Source organism: Delftia deserti (assembly GCF_042653485.1).
GTDB lineage: Bacteria > Pseudomonadota > Gammaproteobacteria > Burkholderiales > Burkholderiaceae_C > Comamonas > Comamonas acidovorans.
On record NZ_JBHSIH010000001.1, the window covers coordinates 6,509,425 to 6,526,283 of the forward strand.

Annotated in this window: 12 protein-coding genes; 3 read left to right on the plus strand and 9 right to left on the minus strand. The window is 68.7% G+C overall.

Features of this window, described 5'->3' with window-relative positions:
- Complete coding sequence (gene dmeF / locus ACFPFG_RS30705) at nt 1-1,041, minus strand: CDF family Co(II)/Ni(II) efflux transporter DmeF (RefSeq protein WP_380109671.1); 1,041 nt, start codon at nt 1,039-1,041, stop codon at nt 1-3.
- A 45-nt stretch (nt 1,042-1,086) separates the two neighbouring features.
- Here dmeF and ACFPFG_RS30710 point away from each other — a divergent pair, with 45 nt between their 5' ends.
- Together ACFPFG_RS30710 and ACFPFG_RS30715 are read left to right on the plus strand one after the other, a co-directional pair.
- Nucleotides 1,087-1,362, plus strand: coding sequence for a metal/formaldehyde-sensitive transcriptional repressor (locus ACFPFG_RS30710; protein WP_172642953.1), 276 nt, complete (start codon nt 1,087-1,089; stop codon nt 1,360-1,362).
- A gap of 197 nt (nt 1,363-1,559) precedes the next feature.
- The gene (locus ACFPFG_RS30715) at nt 1,560-7,646 is read left to right on the plus strand and encodes a DUF4011 domain-containing protein (protein WP_380109673.1); all 6,087 of its coding nucleotides are present in this window, start codon (nt 1,560-1,562) and stop codon (nt 7,644-7,646) included.
- Nucleotides 7,647-7,706: 60 nt separating this feature from the next.
- Here the strand turns inward: ACFPFG_RS30715 and ppk2 are convergent, their stop codons facing one another.
- Nucleotides 7,707-8,627, minus strand: a complete 921-nt coding sequence (ppk2, locus tag ACFPFG_RS30720; protein ID WP_199136634.1) for a polyphosphate kinase 2 — start codon at nt 8,625-8,627, stop codon at nt 7,707-7,709.
- A gap of 113 nt (nt 8,628-8,740) precedes the next feature.
- Nucleotides 8,741-9,715 carry a magnesium/cobalt transporter CorA gene (gene corA, locus ACFPFG_RS30725; protein ID WP_012206223.1) on the minus strand — a complete coding sequence of 325 codons (975 nt, stop codon included), beginning with the start codon at nt 9,713-9,715 and terminating at the stop codon, nt 8,741-8,743.
- 182 nt (nt 9,716-9,897) lie between these two features.
- Here corA and ACFPFG_RS30730 point away from each other — a divergent pair, with 182 nt between their 5' ends.
- Nucleotides 9,898-10,791 carry an amino acid ABC transporter substrate-binding protein gene (locus ACFPFG_RS30730; RefSeq protein ID WP_197955949.1) on the plus strand — a complete coding sequence of 298 codons (894 nt, stop codon included), beginning with the start codon at nt 9,898-9,900 and terminating at the stop codon, nt 10,789-10,791.
- A 31-nt stretch (nt 10,792-10,822) separates the two neighbouring features.
- Here the strand turns inward: ACFPFG_RS30730 and ACFPFG_RS30735 are convergent, their stop codons facing one another.
- From ACFPFG_RS30735 to ACFPFG_RS30760, 6 genes are all read right to left on the minus strand, one after another.
- Complete coding sequence (locus ACFPFG_RS30735) at nt 10,823-12,190, minus strand: LLM class flavin-dependent oxidoreductase (protein WP_197955950.1); 1,368 nt, start codon at nt 12,188-12,190, stop codon at nt 10,823-10,825.
- 47 nt (nt 12,191-12,237) lie between these two features.
- Nucleotides 12,238-12,963 (minus strand): ABC transporter ATP-binding protein, encoded by a 726-nt coding sequence (locus tag ACFPFG_RS30740; RefSeq protein ID WP_183022097.1) that lies wholly within the window; start codon nt 12,961-12,963, stop codon nt 12,238-12,240.
- A complete protein-coding gene (locus ACFPFG_RS30745; protein WP_013801848.1) occupies nt 12,960-13,823 on the minus strand; it encodes an ABC transporter permease in 864 nt (287 codons plus the stop codon). The genes ACFPFG_RS30740 and ACFPFG_RS30745 overlap by 4 nt, the downstream gene beginning before the upstream one ends.
- Nucleotides 13,824-13,842: 19 nt before the next feature.
- Entirely contained in the window at nt 13,843-14,835 is a 993-nt protein-coding gene (locus tag ACFPFG_RS30750) for an ABC transporter substrate-binding protein (protein WP_197955951.1), read from the minus strand.
- A 123-nt stretch (nt 14,836-14,958) separates the two neighbouring features.
- A complete protein-coding gene (locus ACFPFG_RS30755; protein WP_183022095.1) occupies nt 14,959-15,264 on the minus strand; it encodes an NIPSNAP family protein in 306 nt (101 codons plus the stop codon).
- 24 nt (nt 15,265-15,288) lie between these two features.
- Complete coding sequence (locus ACFPFG_RS30760) at nt 15,289-16,845, minus strand: methyl-accepting chemotaxis protein (RefSeq protein WP_183022094.1); 1,557 nt, start codon at nt 16,843-16,845, stop codon at nt 15,289-15,291.
- Nucleotides 16,846-16,859 lie beyond the last annotated feature (14 nt).

The window sequence follows — 16,859 nt, forward strand, 5'->3', positions numbered from 1 at the left end:
TCAGTGTGTCGCAGCCGGCTGCGGCCGGTTGACCTCCACCGTGACGTGGACCAGTTCCTCGTGCACGCCCAGCAAATGGCGCACGGCATCGGGGTCCACGCCTGCGGGCGCGTCCAGCGCCACGATGCAGGCGTAGCGCGCCTTGCCCACGCGCCAGACATGCAGGTCGGAGATCTGCGCGGCAAACGGCGCCTGGGCGATGGCCTCACGCACCTCGCGGACCACGGGGGCGTGCATCTCGGCGTCCAGCAGCACGTGGCTGCTGTCGCGCAGCAGGCCCAGGGCCCATGCCGCCACCAGCACGGCGCCGGCCAGGCCCATGGCCGGGTCCAGCCATCCCAGGCCCCAGGCCATGCCGCCGAACAGGGCGGCGATGGCCATCACCGAGGTGGCGGCATCGGCCAGCACATGCAGGTAGGCCGAGCGCAGGTTGAGATCGCCGTGGTCGCCGTGATGGCGGTCGCCCGCGTGGCCGCCGTGCGCATGCCTGCCGTGCCCGTGCCCGTGGTGATGGCCGTGGTCGTGACCGTGACCGTGACCGTGACCGTGACCATGGTGATGCCCGTGCCCGCCCTTCAGCAGCCGGGCGCAGGCCAGGTTGACCAGCAGGCCCAGCGCGGCCACGCCCAGGGCCTGCTCGTAGTGGATGGGCGAGGGCGAGAACAGGCGCTGCACCGACTGCCAGGCCATGCCGCCCGCCACCAGCAGCAGCAAGATGGCGCTGGTGTAGCCGGCCAGCACCTCGATCTTCCAGGTGCCGAAGGCAAAGCGCGTATCTCCCGCCAATCTGCGCGCGGCCGCATAGGCGCCAGCTGAGAGCCCCAGCGCCAGCGCGTGCGATCCCATGTGCCAGCCATCGGCCAGCAGCGCCATGGAGTTGAATCCGTACCCGCCTGTGATCTCCCCGACCATCATGGCCGCCGTCAGCCCCGCAGCCAGCATGGCACGACGCTCGCCCAGCGGGTTGCCTTCGTCGAAACGGTGTGAATGCTGCCTGGGGCTGGCGCCGCCAGCGGTAGAGAGGGATGGAATGCTGCTCATGAAGATACTGTACCCCAGTATATGCAGGCGCCTAGAATGGCCCTCATGGCACATACGATTCAGAACAAGAAGCGCTTGCTCACGCGCATCCGCCGCATCCAGGGCCAGGCGCAGGCGCTGGAGCGCGCGCTCGAGGCCGAGCACGACTGCGCGGCCATCCTCCAGCAACTGGCGGCCGTGCGCGGCGCCGTCAACGGCATGATCTTCGAGGTGCTCGAAGGCCATGTGCGCACCCATCTGGTCGATGGCACGGCCGGCGGCCAGGCCCGTGATGACGACGTGGACCTGGTGCTGTCGGTGATGCGCTCGTACATGAAGTGATTGATGAAGTGATGGCCGGCCCTGCGGATTGGCGCTCTCGGCGCGGTTTCCTGCTCTCATTTTTTGCAAACAGTGACCCCTGAAAACCGCCCATCTCGGACACGGCGCCCCATTCGCAGCGGACAATCGTCGGGCCAGGAATATGACGGGATTTCGACAGTTCCCGCCGCCTGCTGGCCAGCCAAGGACTACCGCGCATGACAGAAGACCCCCGCCGAGATTCCCCCGCAGATGCCGCAGCCTCCGCCGCCCAGGCGCCGCAGACGGCCACGCAGCTGCGCATCGGCACCGTCGCCAAGCTCAATCTCGCCGACTTCCAGAACGCCGTGCCCGCGCTGCTGGAGCTGGCCATCGTCAACGAGGGCGAGCTGCCGCTGCAGGCGCTGAGCCTGCACCTGGCCTCGGAGCCTGCCTTCATCAAGCCGCGCACCTGGCGCCTGGAGTCGGTGGCCGCGCACAGCACCTATGCGCTGACCGACCTGGATGTGGCGCTGGACGGCGCCTTGCTCTCGCGCCTGACCGAGGCCGAGCCCGCCGTGCTGCGGCTGGAGCTGCGCAGCGGCCAGCCGGCAGAGACGGTGCTGGCCCGGCACGAACACCCGCTGGAACTGCTGGCACGCAACCAGTGGGGCGGCCTGGGGCATTTGCCCGAGATGGTGGCGGCCTTCGTGCAACCCAACGACCCGGCCGTGGACCGCATCCTCAAGGGCGCTGCGCAGGCGCTGGAGGCGGCGGGCAAGTCCGGCGCCATCAACGGCTATGAACAGGGGCCGCAGCGGGCCTGGGAACTGGCCTCGGCCATCTGGACTTCCGTGCTCCAGAAGAAGCTCAACTACGCGCTGCCGCCGGCCAGCTTCGAGCATGCGGGCCAGAAGATACGCGGCGCGTCCCAGGTACTGGATGCGGGCCTGGCCACCTGCCTGGACCTGACGCTGCTGTTCGCCTCCTGCCTGGAGCAGGCGCACCTGAACCCGCTGCTGGTCTTCACGCGCGGCCATGCCTTCGTGGGCCTGTGGCTGGGCAGGCAGGAATTCTCGACCGCCGTGGTCGATGACATCACGGCCGTGCGCAAGCGGCTCAAGCTGCAGGAGCTGGTGCTCTTCGAGACCACGCTGGCCGCGCAAGGCCAGGCCGTGGCCTTCAGCCAGGCCATTGCCCAGGGCGCGCGCCAGCTCGCCGAAGAGCATGAGGACCAGTTCGAGCTGCTGGTGGACGTGCGGCGCGCGCGCATGCAGCGCATCCGCCCGCTGGCGCTGGCCCAGCCCCAGGACGCCGCGCCCGAGGCCGGCGAAGGCCAGGCCGAGCCACGGCTCACCGTGGAGCCGCCGCCCGAGCTCCTGGCGCAGGCGCAGACACGCGAAGTGCCCACCTCCCAGCTCGATCCCAAGGACAGGCTGGCGCGCTGGCAGCGCCGGCTGCTGGACCTGTCGCTGCGCAATGCACTGCTCAACTTCAAGCCCGGCAAGAAATCGCTGCTGCTGCAGGTGGCCGCGCCTGCGCTGGAGGACACGCTGGCCCAGGGCCAGGTGCTCAAGCTGCTGCCCAGCCCCGAGCTCATGCAGGGCAAGGACCCGCGCAGCCAGCCATTGCACGAGGCGCGCAGCCTGGAAGACCTGCGCGGCGCGCACGCCGAAGAGGCGCTGCAGCGGCGCGAGGTCTTCATCGACCTGGAGCCGCTGGAGCTGGACAGCCGCTTTGTGGAGCTGTTTCGCGGCGCACGCAACGCGCTGCAGGAAGGCGGCGCCAACACCTTGTTCGTTGCCCTGGGCTTTCTGGTCTGGAGCCGGCCCGACAAGCCCGATGTGCGCGTGCGCGCGCCGCTGATCCTGCTGCCCGTCACGCTGGAGCGCAAGAGCGCGCGCTCGGGCTTCACGCTGCAGGCGCATGAGGACGAGCCGCGCTTCAATCCCACGCTGGTCGAGATGCTGCGCCAGGACTTCCAGCTGGAGCTGGGCGTGCCCGCAGGCGACCTGCCGCGCGACGAGGCCGGGCTGGACATCACCGGCATCTGGGCCCGCGTGCGCGAGGCGATCAAGGACGTGCGCGGCTGGGAGGTCAGCGAGGACGTGGTGCTGTCCATGTTCTCCTTCGCCAAGTACCTGATGTGGAAGGACCTGGCCGAGCGCGCCGACCAGCTGCGCAGCTCGCCCGTGGTCGCCCACCTGATCGACACGCCGCGCGAGCCCTATCGCTCGGAGATCGCCTTTCCCGACACGCGGCGGCTGGACCAGGAGTTCGCGCCGCAGCAGGTCTTCAGCCCGCTGCCGGCCGATTCATCGCAGCTGTCGGCCGTGATGGCCGCTGCGCGCGGCAAGGACTTCGTGCTCATCGGCCCGCCGGGCACGGGCAAGAGCCAGACCATTGCCAACCTGATCGCGCAGTGCCTGGCCGAGGACAAGCGCGTGCTCTTCGTGGCCGAGAAAATCGCCGCGCTGGACGTGGTCTACCGCCGCCTGCGCGAAGTGGGCCTGGGCGAGTTCTGCCTGGAGCTGCACTCCAACAAGAGCCGCAAGCTCGATGTGCTGGGCCAGCTGCAGAAATCCTGGGACTCGCACGGGGAGGTGGATGCCGAGGCCTGGGCCGCCAAGGCCAGCCAGCTCGGCCGCCTGCGCGAGCAGTTGTCGGCCTATGTGGAGCGCCTGCACCGGCGCCACGCCAACGGCTGGACCATCTACCGCGCCATTGGCGCCGTGGCCGGTGGCGAGGCGCTGCCGCGCCTGGGATTTCACTGGCCCACGCCCCAGGCCCATGACGAAGCGGGCCTGGCCCTTTTGCGCGAGACTGCGGGCCGCCTGCAGGCCAATGCCCAGGCCGTGGGCGCGCAGCATCTGAAAGACGGGCCGCTGGCCACGGTGCAGGCCAGCGACTGGTCCGTGCGCTGGCAGCAGCAGATGGTGGACGCCGCCCAGGCGCTGGACCAGGCAGGCCGGGGCTTTGCCGCTGCCGCCCAGGAACTGGGCCGGCTGCTGCGCATCGAGTGGCCTGCGCTGGGGCGCCAGGCGCGCTCGGCGCTGGGCGTGATCGCGCGGGCGTTGCCTGCGGCCGCAGGCCGCAACCTGGCTTTTTGCGTACTGCCCGACAGCGCGCGCATTTGCGAATCCCTGCAATCGGGCCTGCAGCTGCTGGCGCAGCACGGTGATCTGTCCTCTCAGATGCCGGCGCCCTGGCCGGCCGAGCTGCAGGCGCGCCTGGCCCAGGCGCTGGACCTGCTGGCGCAGCGCCGGCGCCTGCAGGCCGGGCTGGGCACGCCCTGGCCCGTGGCACTGGGCGACGAGCTGGAGCGCGGCCTGCAGTGCATCGACGAGATCGCGGCGCTGCGCCAGGGCCTGTCCGTCAAGTACGGCGCGGGCGTGGGCCAGCTCAACGTGGTGCAGCTGCAGCGCGAATGGGCCAGGGCCGGCAAGTCCTTGTGGCCGCTGTCCTGGCTGGGCCGGCGCAAGGTGCGCGCGGCGCTGGAGGCCACCATCGAAGGCGCGGGCGAGCCGCGCGTGGCCGATGACCTGGCCGCCCTGGTGCGCATCCGGGGCCTGCGCGAGGAACTGGACCAGATCCAGCCCGGCGCCGCAGCCGATGGCCTGTGGGCCGGACACCGCACGCGCACCGACCATGCGCGCAGCGCCCTGAAGGCCAATGCGGCCCTGCTGGCCGCGCGCGCGCAGAAATCCTTCTCGCTCGACGGACTGGAGGCCGTGGCAGAAGGCCATGGCGGCGAGCGCTGGGCAGCCGAAGTGCAGCGCCTGCAGGCCCTGTACCAGATCGACCGCCAGCTCGATGGCTACCTGCCGCTGGCCGATGCCAGCCACGGCCTGTGGCGCGGCCTGGAAACCGATGCCCAGGCCTTGCAGGACGCGCTGGCCTTCGAGCACGAGCGCCTGCAACTGACGCGGCGCGGCGGCCTGATGGCATCGCACGCCGCCGTGGCCCAGGGCCGCTGTGGTGCGGCACTGCAGCAGGCCCATGCGCAGCTGGCGGCCCGCAGCGCCATCGAGGAACAGCTGCTGGCGCTGGACGAGCTGCGCTTGCGCTGCCCCGGCGTCTGGGACGGCCTGGACACGCGCCCGCAAGCCGTGGAGCATGCGCTGCGCCTGCAGGGATCGCTGCAGGCAGGGCTGACCGGGCTGGGCTGGCAGGAGGCCGAGCTGGCCCAGGCACGCCAGGCCCTGCACCAGGTGCTGGCCTTGCGCAGCGCCGAGCTGGGCGAGGGCGCCGCAGTCGGCATGGCCTGCCAGCAGTTGCTGGACAGCCTGGCCGGCCTGCACGCGGCCATAGACCCCTTCGGCGCGGCGGCAGCCCATGGCGAGCCGCAGCAGCGTGCCCTGGCCCAGCGCACCGCCGAGCAACTGGCGGCCACAGCGGGCGGCGTGCTGGCCGGGCAGGGCGGCCTGCATGCCTGGTGCGCCTGGCGCAATGCCCAGGCCGCGGCCCGCGCGGGCGGGCTGGGTGCGCTGGCCGACGCCATCGAGTCCGGCAGCCTGGAGCCGGCCCAGGCGCCCCAGGCCTTCGAGGTCAACTACGCGCGCTGGTGGCTGGCGCTGGCCGTGGATGAGGACGAGGTGCTCAAGCGCTTCGTCTCTGCCGAGCATGAGCGGCGCATTGCCGACTTCCGCGCGCTGGACGATGAATTCACCTCGGTCACGCGCCAGTGGATACGTGCGCGGCTGTGCGCGGGCCTGCCGTCGGCCGACAGCATCCAGCGCAACAGCGAGTGGGGCATCCTGCGGCGCGAGATCACCAAGAAGCGCCAGCACCTGCCGCTGCGCCAGCTGCTGGAGCAGATCCCCTCGGCCGTGCTGCGCCTGACGCCCTGCCTGCTGATGAGCCCGCTGTCCATTGCTCAGTACCTCAGCGCCGAGACCAGCAACTTCGACATCGTCATCTTCGACGAGGCCTCGCAGATCCCCGTCTGGGACGCCATCGGCGCCATGGCGCGTGCCAAGCAGGTGGTCATGGTGGGCGATCCCAAGCAGCTGCCGCCCACCAGCTTCTTCGGCCGCGCCGACACCTCCGACACCTTCGACGACGACACGCAGGGCGTGGAAGGCGACATGGAAAGCATCCTGGACGAATGCCTGGGCGCCAGCCTGCCCACGCGCAACCTGTCCTGGCACTACCGCTCGCGCCATGAAAGCCTGATCGCCTTCAGCAACCACCGCTACTACGGCGGCGGGCTGGTGACCTTTCCCTCGCCCGTCACCGATGACCGCGCCGTCAGCTTCCACGCCGTGCAGGGCCGCTATGAAAAAGGTGGCGCCCGCATCAACCAGCCCGAGGCCAGGGCCCTGGTGGCCGACCTGGTGGCGCGGCTGCAGTCGCCGGGGTTTGCGCAGTCGGGCGCCACCATCGGCGTGGTCACCTTCAACTCCGAGCAGCAAAGCCTGATCGAGGACCTGCTGGACGAGGAGCGCCGCAAGGACCCGGGGCTGGAGCCGTTTTTCTCCGATGCGCTGCTGGAGCCCGTCTTCGTCAAGAACCTGGAGAGCGTGCAGGGCGACGAGCGGGACATCATGTATTTTTCCATCACCTACGGGCCTGATATCTCGGGCGCCGTGTCCATGAACTTCGGCCCGCTCAACCGCGATGGTGGAGAGCGGCGGCTGAACGTGGCGGTGACGCGCGCGCGGCAGGAGCTGCGCATCTTCTCCAGCCTGCGCGGCGAGCAGATGGACCTGTCGCGCACCCAGGCGGCGGGCGTGCGCGACCTCAAGCACTTCCTGGAATTTGCCGAGCGCGGCCCGCGCGCGCTGGCCGAGTCGCACCATGGCAGCCAGGGCGATTTCGACAGCCCCTTCGAGGCCAGCGTGGCCCAGGCGCTGGAGCGCAAGGGCTGGCGCGTGCACACGCAGATCGGCGCATCCTCGTTCCGCGTGGACCTGGGCGTGGTGCACCCGGACCATGCGGGCAGCTACCTGGCGGGCGTGGAGTGCGACGGCGCCACCTACCACCGCTCGGCCACGGCACGCGACCGCGACAAGCTGCGCGAGCAGGTGCTGCGCGGCCTGGGCTGGCAGATTCTGCGCATCTGGTCCACGGACTGGTGGGTCAACCCGGGCGGCACGCTGGAGCGCATCCACGCGGCGCTGACCGCGCTGCTGGAGCAGGACCGGCGCAAGCGTGCGGCCGAGGTTGTAGAGGTTGCCGAGGTGCCGCAGGCGGCTGCAGTCGCCGGGGCAGGGCCAGCGCCAGAGATGCCTGAGGCGTCCGAGTCCTCCGAGGCCTCCGCGTCCTCCGTGTCCTCTGAGTGGCCCGAGGCATCCGTGGAGGATGGCGAGGCGCAGAAGGCTTGAGGAAACGGGTCTTGAGAAGACGGGGCGTGAGAACGCCGGCAGCCCGCTGCCGGCCGCCGCTCAGTACAGATCCGGAACGTACATGTGCTGGGGAACGGGGTTGCGTGTGTATTCGGGATTGCGCGTGCGCTCTGGCAGCACGATGGCCGGGTGCTCTATCTCTTCATAGGGCAGCTGCGTCAGCAGGTGGGAGATGCAGTTGAGCCGGGCCTTCTTCTTGTCCACGGCCTGCACCAGCCACCAGGGCGCCTCGGCGATGTGGGTGCGTTCCAGCATGGCTTCCTTGGCCTTGGTGTAGTCCTCCCAGCGGCGGCGGCTCTCGAAGTCCATGGGGCTGAGCTTCCACTGCTTGAGCGGGTCGTGCACGCGGCCCAGAAAGCGCAGGTGCTGCTCGTCGTCGGTGATGGAGAACCAGTACTTCACCAGCGTGATGCCCGAGCGCACCAGCATCTTCTCGAACTCGGGCACGGAGCGGAAGAACTCCTCGTACTCCTCGTCGGAGCAAAAGCCCATCACGCGCTCCACGCCCGCGCGGTTGTACCAGCTGCGGTCGAAGAGAACGATCTCGCCACCCGCAGGCAGGTGGGAGACATAGCGCTGGAAGTACCACTGCGTGCGCTCGCGGTCGTTGGGAGCGGGCAGGGCGGCCACGCGGCACACGCGCGGGTTCAGGCGCTGGGTGATGCGCTTGATCACGCCGCCCTTGCCGGCCGCATCGCGGCCCTCGAAGAGGATGACCACCTTTTTCCTGTGGTGCTGCACCCAGTCCTGCAGCTTGACCAGCTCGCCCTGCAGGCGCAGCAGTTCGCGAAAGTAGGTCTGGCGGCTCACGGTGTCGGCACCGTCCAGATCGTCGCCACCGCTGCCCAGGCGGGCGTCGTCTATCTCCATCTCCAGTTCTTCGTCGTAGCTGTCTAGCAGGTCGCGTTCGATGCGCTGCATCAGCGAATCATGGTGGTCGGGCAGAAGTTCGTCGTACATGGTGGGGAATCCGGGCGTGCAGGAGTTGGCGCCTGGGATGGTGGCGTGGATGTGTGACGCGGCTGTGACGGTGCGGCTGGGTGAATACCCTGGCACCGCTCGCCTTCCGCCGCCTACAGCCACCCCGCCTTGCGGAACTTGTAGTAGAGCAGGCCGCAAACGCCCAGCACGAACAGCAGTGCGGCCGGATAGCCGTATTGCCACTTCAGTTCGGGCATGTTCTCGAAGTTCATTCCCCAGACGCCGAAGAAGGCCGTGCAGATGGCGAAGATACTGGCCCAGGCCGCCAGCCGCTTGGTGACTTCGTTTTCCTCGATGGACACCATGGACAGGTTCACCTGGATGGCCGTGCCCACGGTGTCGCGCATGGTGTCGATCTGGGCGTTGATGCGGCCCAGGTGATCCATCACATCGCGGAAGTAGTCCCTGGAGCCCACGCAGATCTGGGGGACGCGCCCGCCGTTGAGCTTGCCCACGGCTTCCAGCAGGGGGGCCACGGCGTGCTTGAGGTCCATGGCGCGGCCCTTGAGTTCATACAGCTGCTTGATGTTGTCGCGCGCCGCGCCCTTGGTGAAGATCTGCTGCTCGATCTGCTCCAGCTCCACCTCCAGCGCGTCGATGATGGGAAAGTAGCGGTCCACCACCGCATCCATCAGCGCATACAGCACAAAGCCCGAGCCGTGGCGCAGCAGCTCGGGCTCGCTCTCGCAGCGCTCGCGCACGCCCAGGAAACCGCGCTTGCTGCGGTTGCGCACCGACAGCACATAGTTGGAGCCCACGAAGACATCGACCTCGCCATGGTTGAAGTGGCCGGGCCGCTCGGGCTCGGGCTCGAGCAGGTGCATCACGGCAAACAGCGAGCTGCCGTACTCCTCCAGCTTGGGCCGCTGGTGGCCGTGCAGCGCATCCTCCACGGCCAGGGCGTGCAGGCCGAACTCCTGGCGCATCTCCTCCAGCTCGGCCGGCGTGGCGTCCGCCAGCGCCACCCAGACGAAGCAGCCGGGTCGCTCTATGTAGTTGCTGATGTCGGCGACGGGTATGTCCGCCAGCTTGGCCCCGTTTTCGTAGGCGACGCAGTTGATCAGCATGGGAGTTCCCTCGGTAATTCTGGTGCTGGTGATCCTGCCATAACGGGGGAGGGGGAAAAGCCGGTGGCCAAGGAGGCATCAAAACCGGCGGCAGCCCCGGTTTGCACATCTGGTAACAATACGTGTATAACCTGTCACGACACTGCTGGGCGCCGCCCGGCGCTTGCGAGCCAAGGACTCCGATGATCTTTCGCCAGTGGGGAATTGCGTTGGGTGCGTTGGGCCTGTCGGCCTTGAGCGGTGTATCTGCAGCCGGTGTGCTGGACAAGATCCAGGCCGGTGGCGCGCTGGTGATTGCGCACCGGGAATCGTCGGTTCCCTTCTCCTACATCGACACGCGCAGCGGCAAGCCCGTCGGCTACGCGCTGGATCTGTGCCTTCGCCTGGCCGAGGCGGTGCGCAAGCAGACAGGCAGGAAGGACATGAAGGTGGAGTTCCTGATGGTCACGCCCGCCAATCGCATGGGCGTGATCGAGCAGGGCAAGGCCGACATGGAGTGCGGCTCGACCACGAACAACGCGCAGCGGCGCCAGACCGTGGCGTTCACGGTTCCCCATTTCATCACCGGCGCCCGGATGCTCGTGAAGGCCGAAAGCACCGTCAACGCGATGGAAGATCTCAAGGGGAAAAAGCTGGTTTCCACCAAGGGCACCAGCCCGATGGCCGTGGCCACGCAGGCCAACAGGCAGCGCCTCCTGGGCATCACCATCCTGGAGGCGCCAGATCACGCGAAGGCGCTGGAGATGGTGGAGAAGGGCGAGGCTGATGCGTTCGTGATGGATGACGTGCTTCTCAACGGGCTGGCCGCTGCACGGCCCGATCCACGCGCCCTGAAGGTGGTGGGCAAGTTCCTGACCACCGAACCCCTGGCCATCATGCTGCCGAAGGCCGATACCGCGTTCAAGAAACTGGTCGATGAAGAGATGAAGCGGCTCATCATCAGCCGCGAAATCCATCCCATCTACGAGAAGTGGTTCCTGCAGCCGATTCCACCCAGCTCCACGAATCTGAACCTGCCGATCAGCTACCTGCTGCGCGACTTCTGGAAGTACCCCACGGCGGACATTCTGCTGTAGACCTGTCTGTGCAGCCGCAGCGCCGCATCGGTCAAGCCGCCAGCGCTTGCTCCCTTGGGCGGGCGGCTGGGGCACCAACCGCTCCCGTCCCCGCCAGCTCCCCCAGCCCGAAATGCCCGCGCAGCGTGCGGCTTTCGTATTCCTCGCGGAACAGGCCGCGCTTGCGCAGCAGCGGCACGACTTCGCTGGTGAACAGCTCGAACTGCTGGTTGAGTATGGGCGGCATGACGTTGAAGCCGTCGGCTGCGCCGTGCCTGAACCAGTCTTCGATGATGTCGGCCACCTGTTCGGGCGTGCCGGCCACGGCCAGGTGGCCGCGGGCGCCGGCCAGGCGCTTGAGCAGGCCGCGCAGGGTGAGGCCGTCGCGCAGGCTGGTTTCCACGTAGCCCACGGCGCGGCTGCGCGAGGCTTCGACCTTGTCGGGATCGGGGAAGTCGTCGCGCGTGAGCCGGCGGTCCAGCGGCACGGCCGAGAAGTCGTGGCCGCCAAAGCGTGCGGACAGGCGGGCCAGGCCGACCTCGATGCTGGTCAGGCTGTCGAGCTCTTCCCAGACCTGGCGCGCCTCGTATTCGGTAGAGCCGATGGCGGCGCTGATGCCGGGCAGGATCACGATGTCCTGCGGGCGGCGGCCCAACTGCTGCGCCTGTCCCTTGATGTCGGCATAGAAGGCCTGGGCCGATTCCCGCGAGCCGTGGGCCGTGAAGATGGCCTCGGCCCATTGCGCGGCAAAGGCGCGGCCGGACTCGGACTGGCCGGCCTGCACGAAGACGGGCCGGCCCTGCGGGCTGCCGGGCACGTTGAGCGGGCCGCGCGTGCGGATGTATTTGCCCTCGAAGTGGACGGGCTGGATCTGCGATGCGTCGAGGAACTGGCCCGCCGTCGTGTCGTCCAGCAGGGCGCTGGCCGGAAAGCTGCGCCACAGCGCATCGACGGCGGACACGAATTCCTCGGCGATGCGGTAGCGGTCTCCGTGGTCCACGTTGTCGGCCAGTCCGAAGTTCAGGCCCGCGTTGGGCGCCCAGGAAGTGACGATGTTCCAGCCCGCCCGTCCCTTGGACAGATGGTCCAGGGAGGCGAACTGGCGCGCCAGCGTATAGGCATGGCTGTAGGTGGTGGAGGCGGTGCCGATCAGGCCGATGCGCTCGGTGCGCAGCGCCAGTGCCGTCAGCAGCACCAGCGGGTCCAGCAGGCCCGAGGTGATCTGCTGGCCGCTCTCGGGCCCGACCAGGCTGTCGGCCAGGAAGACGGCGTCGAATTTGGCGGCCTCGGCGATGCGTGCGGCATCGACGTACAGCTCCAGGTCGGTGAGCGCCTTGCGGTTGGCGCCGGGATGGCGCCAGGCGCCTTCATGGTGGCCGCGCGTCATGAGGAACAGGTTCAGGTGCAGTTGCCGAGGCATGGGAGCAGTCCTTTGTTGTGTGGGTTGTTTCGCGGGCGGGGCCGGCGTCAGGCGATCTCTGTCTCGACGCCCAGGCTGCGCAGCAAGGTGGCGCGCAGCTGCATGAAGGCAGGATGGTCGGGGCGGCGGGGATGGGGCAGGTCCACGGCGTGGTCCTCGGCGATGCGGCCGTCCCTGAGCACCAGGATGCGGTCGGCCAGCAGCAGGGATTCGTCCACGTCGTGCGTGACGAGGATGACCGTGGGCCGTATGCGCTCGACCAGGCGCAGCAGCAGGCCGTGCATGCGCATGCGCGTGAGCGCGTCCAGCGCGCCGAAGGGCTCGTCGGCCAGCAGCACGTGCGGGTCGCGCAGCAGGCTGCGGGCCAGCGATGCACGCTGCTTCTGGCCGCCCGACAGCGTGGCGGGCCAGGCGCCGGCCTTGTCCTGCAGGCCCACGTCGGCCAGGATCTGTTCGGCTGCAGGCCGCACGGCGCGGGCGTCCAGCCCCAGCGTGAGGTTGTCCAGCACCGACAGCCAGGGCAGCAGGCGCGCGTCCTGGAACAGCACGGACACATTGCCCAGCGCACTGGCCGCGCCGCTGGACTGCGCATGGCCGTCCAGCCCGGCGAGCGCGCGCAGCAAGGTGGTCTTGCCCGAGCCGGACTCGCCCAGCAGGGCCACGAACTGGCCCGGGGCAATGTCCAGGTCGATGGCGTCCAGCACGTTCTTGCCGCCAAAGCTGCGCGTGAAGCGCTGCAGCCGCACGGCGCCCGGGGTGGGGTGATGGTTCATGATCCCAGCGACCTCCGGTAGGACAGCACATGCGCCTCGATGCGGCGCACCACGGCGTCGGACAGCAGGCCCAGCAGGGCGTAGATGAGGATGCCTACCACGATCACATCGGTCTGCCCCCAGTCGCGGGCGCGGTTCATGAGGTAGCCGATGCCGGTCTGGGTGTTGATCAGCTCCAGCACCACCAGCGCCGTCCAGCACAGCGACACGGCAATGCGCAGGCCCACGAAGAAGCCCGGCAGCGCGCCCGGCAGCGCCACCTTGCGGATGAATTCGGCGCGCGACAGGCCCAGGGTCTGGGCCAGCTCCACATGGCCGATGTCGATGCCGCGCAGGGCCGCGTGGGTGTTGATGTAGACGGGCACCAGCACGGCCGTGAAGATCAGGAAGATCTTCATGGACTCGCCAATGCCCAGCCAGATGATGGCCAGGGGAATCAGCGCCAGCGTGGGCACGGCGCGCTTGATCTGCACCAGGCCGTCGAGCAGGGCCTCGCCCGTGCGCGTCAGGCCCGAGGCCAGGGCCAGCAGCACGCCGGCCACCACGCCCAGCAGCAACCCGCTGTAGGCACGGCCTGCCGATGCCAGCAGGTGGGGCAGCAGGCTGCCGTCGGCCACCATGCCGTAGCCGGCGACCAGGGCCTGCGAGGGCGCGGTCAGCGTCTCGGGTGAGAGCCAGCCCAGGCGCGAGGCCGCCTCCCACAGCACCAGCAGCAGGCCGGGGCCCACCAGCAGCGCGCCCTGCGACAGGCGCGCGGGCACCAGTTGCACGGCGGCCCGGGTGGCGGGCGCGGATTGAGCAGTGGCTGCGGTGGCCGGTGCCAGACCGGCCGCGTTGATGTCCAGTTGCGCTTGCGTCATCGTGTGTCTTCTGGCCGGTTCATCGGTTGGCCACGATCACGCGGTCGTAGGTGGACACGAAGGAGCCGGCCGCATCCAGCCGCTGCGGCAGGCTGCCCGCCGCGTGCAGGATGTCGATCAGCTTCTGGTGGTGGGGCTGCGCCTCGGCGGCCGTCTGGAACAGCAGGTCGGACTGCGATGCCAGGATGGCCGCCGTGCTCTCCGCATCGATGCGCTGGAACTGCGTGTAGTAGTGGCGGCCCCATTCCTGCTCGTGGCCATTGCTCCACTTGCCCGCGCGCACGAAGGCGCCCAGGAAATCGACGATGGCCTGGGACTTGGCCGGATCGGCCAGCACATCGGGCCGGGCATAGAGGTACGAGGTGGCGGGCAGCAGCGCGCGCTCCTGCGGATCGGGCACGGGCCGCGCGCCGATCTGCTTGCCCAGGCGCGTGACATGGGGCTCCATGAGCACGGCCACGTCCACGGCCTTGGCGCGCAGCGCGTCGTTGAGTTCGGCCACGCGCAGGTTGACCAGCTTCACGTCGGCCAGCGTCAGGCCCGCGCGTGTCAATGCCTCGATCAGGAAGACCTGGCGGCCCGAGCCTTCCACATAGCTCAGGCGCTTGCCGCGCAGGTCGGCCAGGCGCTCTATGCCTGCATCGGCACGCTGCACCAGGCGGTACTGGGCGCGCTCGCGCGTGAAGGTGGCGATGATGGGCAACTGCACGCCGGCGGCGCGCGCCTGGATGGGCGGCGTGTCGCCCACATAGGCAATGTCCAGCGCGCCTGCGCGCATGGCCTCGAAGATGGCCGGGCCGCCCGCGAAGTTGGGCAGCTCCAGCTGGAAGCCCAGGCGCTTGCGCTCGCCGCTGGCATCCAGCAGGTGGCGCAGCAGCTCGCTCTGGTCGGCGACGACCAATCGGGTCCGGGGATCCGCCGCAGCCCGCGCGGCGTGGGTGGAAGCCAGGGCGGCAGCGGCCAGCAGAGAAGGGCCGGCCAGCAGGAAACGACGCTTGTTCACGCGCTCCATCCTCAAAAGATTGCAATGGGATGGATGCTAGTTAGCGTGCTTCAGTTGTGAAAATACCGATTCCGTATTTGCAAACGCATGCATGCGCACATGCCGCACACATGGGCGCGGCATGCAAGAGGCTCAGCCGAAGACCGGGCGCATGAAGCTGCGCTCGTAGCTGAGGATGCAGCGCGTGTCCTCCGCGTAGCGGAAGGCGGCCTGGCATTCGGGGTCCTGCATGGACTTGATGCGGTACTCCTCGTACAGCGCCATGCTGGGGAAGCTGAACATGGCCAGCGCCACATTGTTGGCACCTTCGGACGGCAGGAAGTAGCCGTGGTGCTTGCCGCCGAATCTCTCGACCAGCGGAATCCAGGTCTTGCCGTAGTGCTCGAATTCCTTGGCCTTGAACGGGTCGATGATGTAGCGCAGGTAGCAGGTGATCATGTCTGAAAAGAAGGGAAGCGAAGCCTAGAGTTTGAACGATGCCGTCAGGCGCGAGAGCTTCTCGGACTCGGCCTGCAGCACTTGTGTCGCGGCCGAGGACTGCTCCACCAGCGCGGCGTTCTGCTGGGTCACGCGGTCCATGTCGGTCACGGCATGGCCCACCTGCTCGATGCCGCTGCTTTGCTCGCGGCTGGCCGAGGCGATCTCGGTCACGATGCCTGTGATGTTGCGCACCGTGGTGACCACTTCGCGCATGGTCTGCCCGGCCTGGTCCACCAGGGTGGCGCCGGCATCCACACGCTCCACCGAGGCCTGGATCAGCGTCTTGATCTCGCGCGCGGCCGAGGCGCTGCGCTGCGCCAGGGTGCGCACCTCGCCCGCCACGACCGCGAAGCCGCGCCCCTGGTCGCCAGCACGGGCAGCCTCCACGGCCGCGTTGAGCGCGAGGATGTTGGTCTGGAAGGCGATGCCGTCGATCACGCCGATGATGTCCACCACGCGGCGCGACGAGGTATTGATCTCGCCCATCGTGCTCACCACCTGGTCCACCACGGCGCCGCCGCGCTCGGCCACCGAGCAGGCGCCCGAGGCGATCTGGCTTGCCTGCTGCGCGTTTTCCGCGTTCTGGTGCACGGTGGCGGTCAACTGCTCCATGGACGCCGCCGTTTCCTCCAGCGAACTGGCCTGCTGCTCCGTGCGCTGCGACAGGTCCAGGCTGCCCGTGGCGATCTCTCCGGCCGAGCGGTGGATGATGCCCGCCGTGTCATGGATGCGCGTCACCAGTTGGCGCAGCTGCTCGCTCATGCGCTGCACCGCCGCGATCACGCTGCCTTCCGGTGCGTGCGATGCCCCCTCCAGCCCGGTTTGCGACAGATCCCCGGCGGCGATGCGGTTGGCGATCTCCGCCGCCACGGCCGGCTCTCCGCCGATGGCATGGAGCACGCTGCGCGTGGCCATCCAGGCAATCAACGACAGCAGTGCGCCCAGCACCGCCAGCGCCGCCACCGACTTGATGATGGTGGCGATGAAGGCCTGCTGGATGTCGTCCACATAGTCACCCGCGATCAGGTCCCAGTTCCAGGAGGTGGACCGCTTGGCATAGGCCAGCTTCTCGCTGGGCTCCTTCGCGCCGGGACGGGGCCACCAGTAGGTGAGATAGCCGTTGCCCTGGGCCGAAGCGCCCACGGCGGCAATGCTGCGGTAGAGGTAGCTGCCCTTGGCATCCTGGAAGCCGGCCATGTTCTTGCCGTTGATGCCCGGGCTGGCCGGGTTGTTCAGCACCACGGAATCCGTCGTGATGCTGGTGATGTAGCCCGCACCACCGGCATAGCGCAGCTGGCCCACGCGGGCAATGGCCGTGGCCTTGGCGTCTTCTTCAGGCAGCTTGCCGGCCTTGGCCTCTGCCGCAATGGCGGCAATCAGGCTGTCTGCCGAATCGACAAAGTCCCGCAGCGCCTGCTGCCGGGCCTCATAGGCCTTGCTGCGTGCCTGGTAGGCGTTGAACAGGGTCAGCGCAAGCAGCGCCAGCAGGCAGAAAACCAGCGGAGCCAGCAGTTTCTGGCGAAGGGACAGGGCAGGCATGGAAGCGGGTTCGA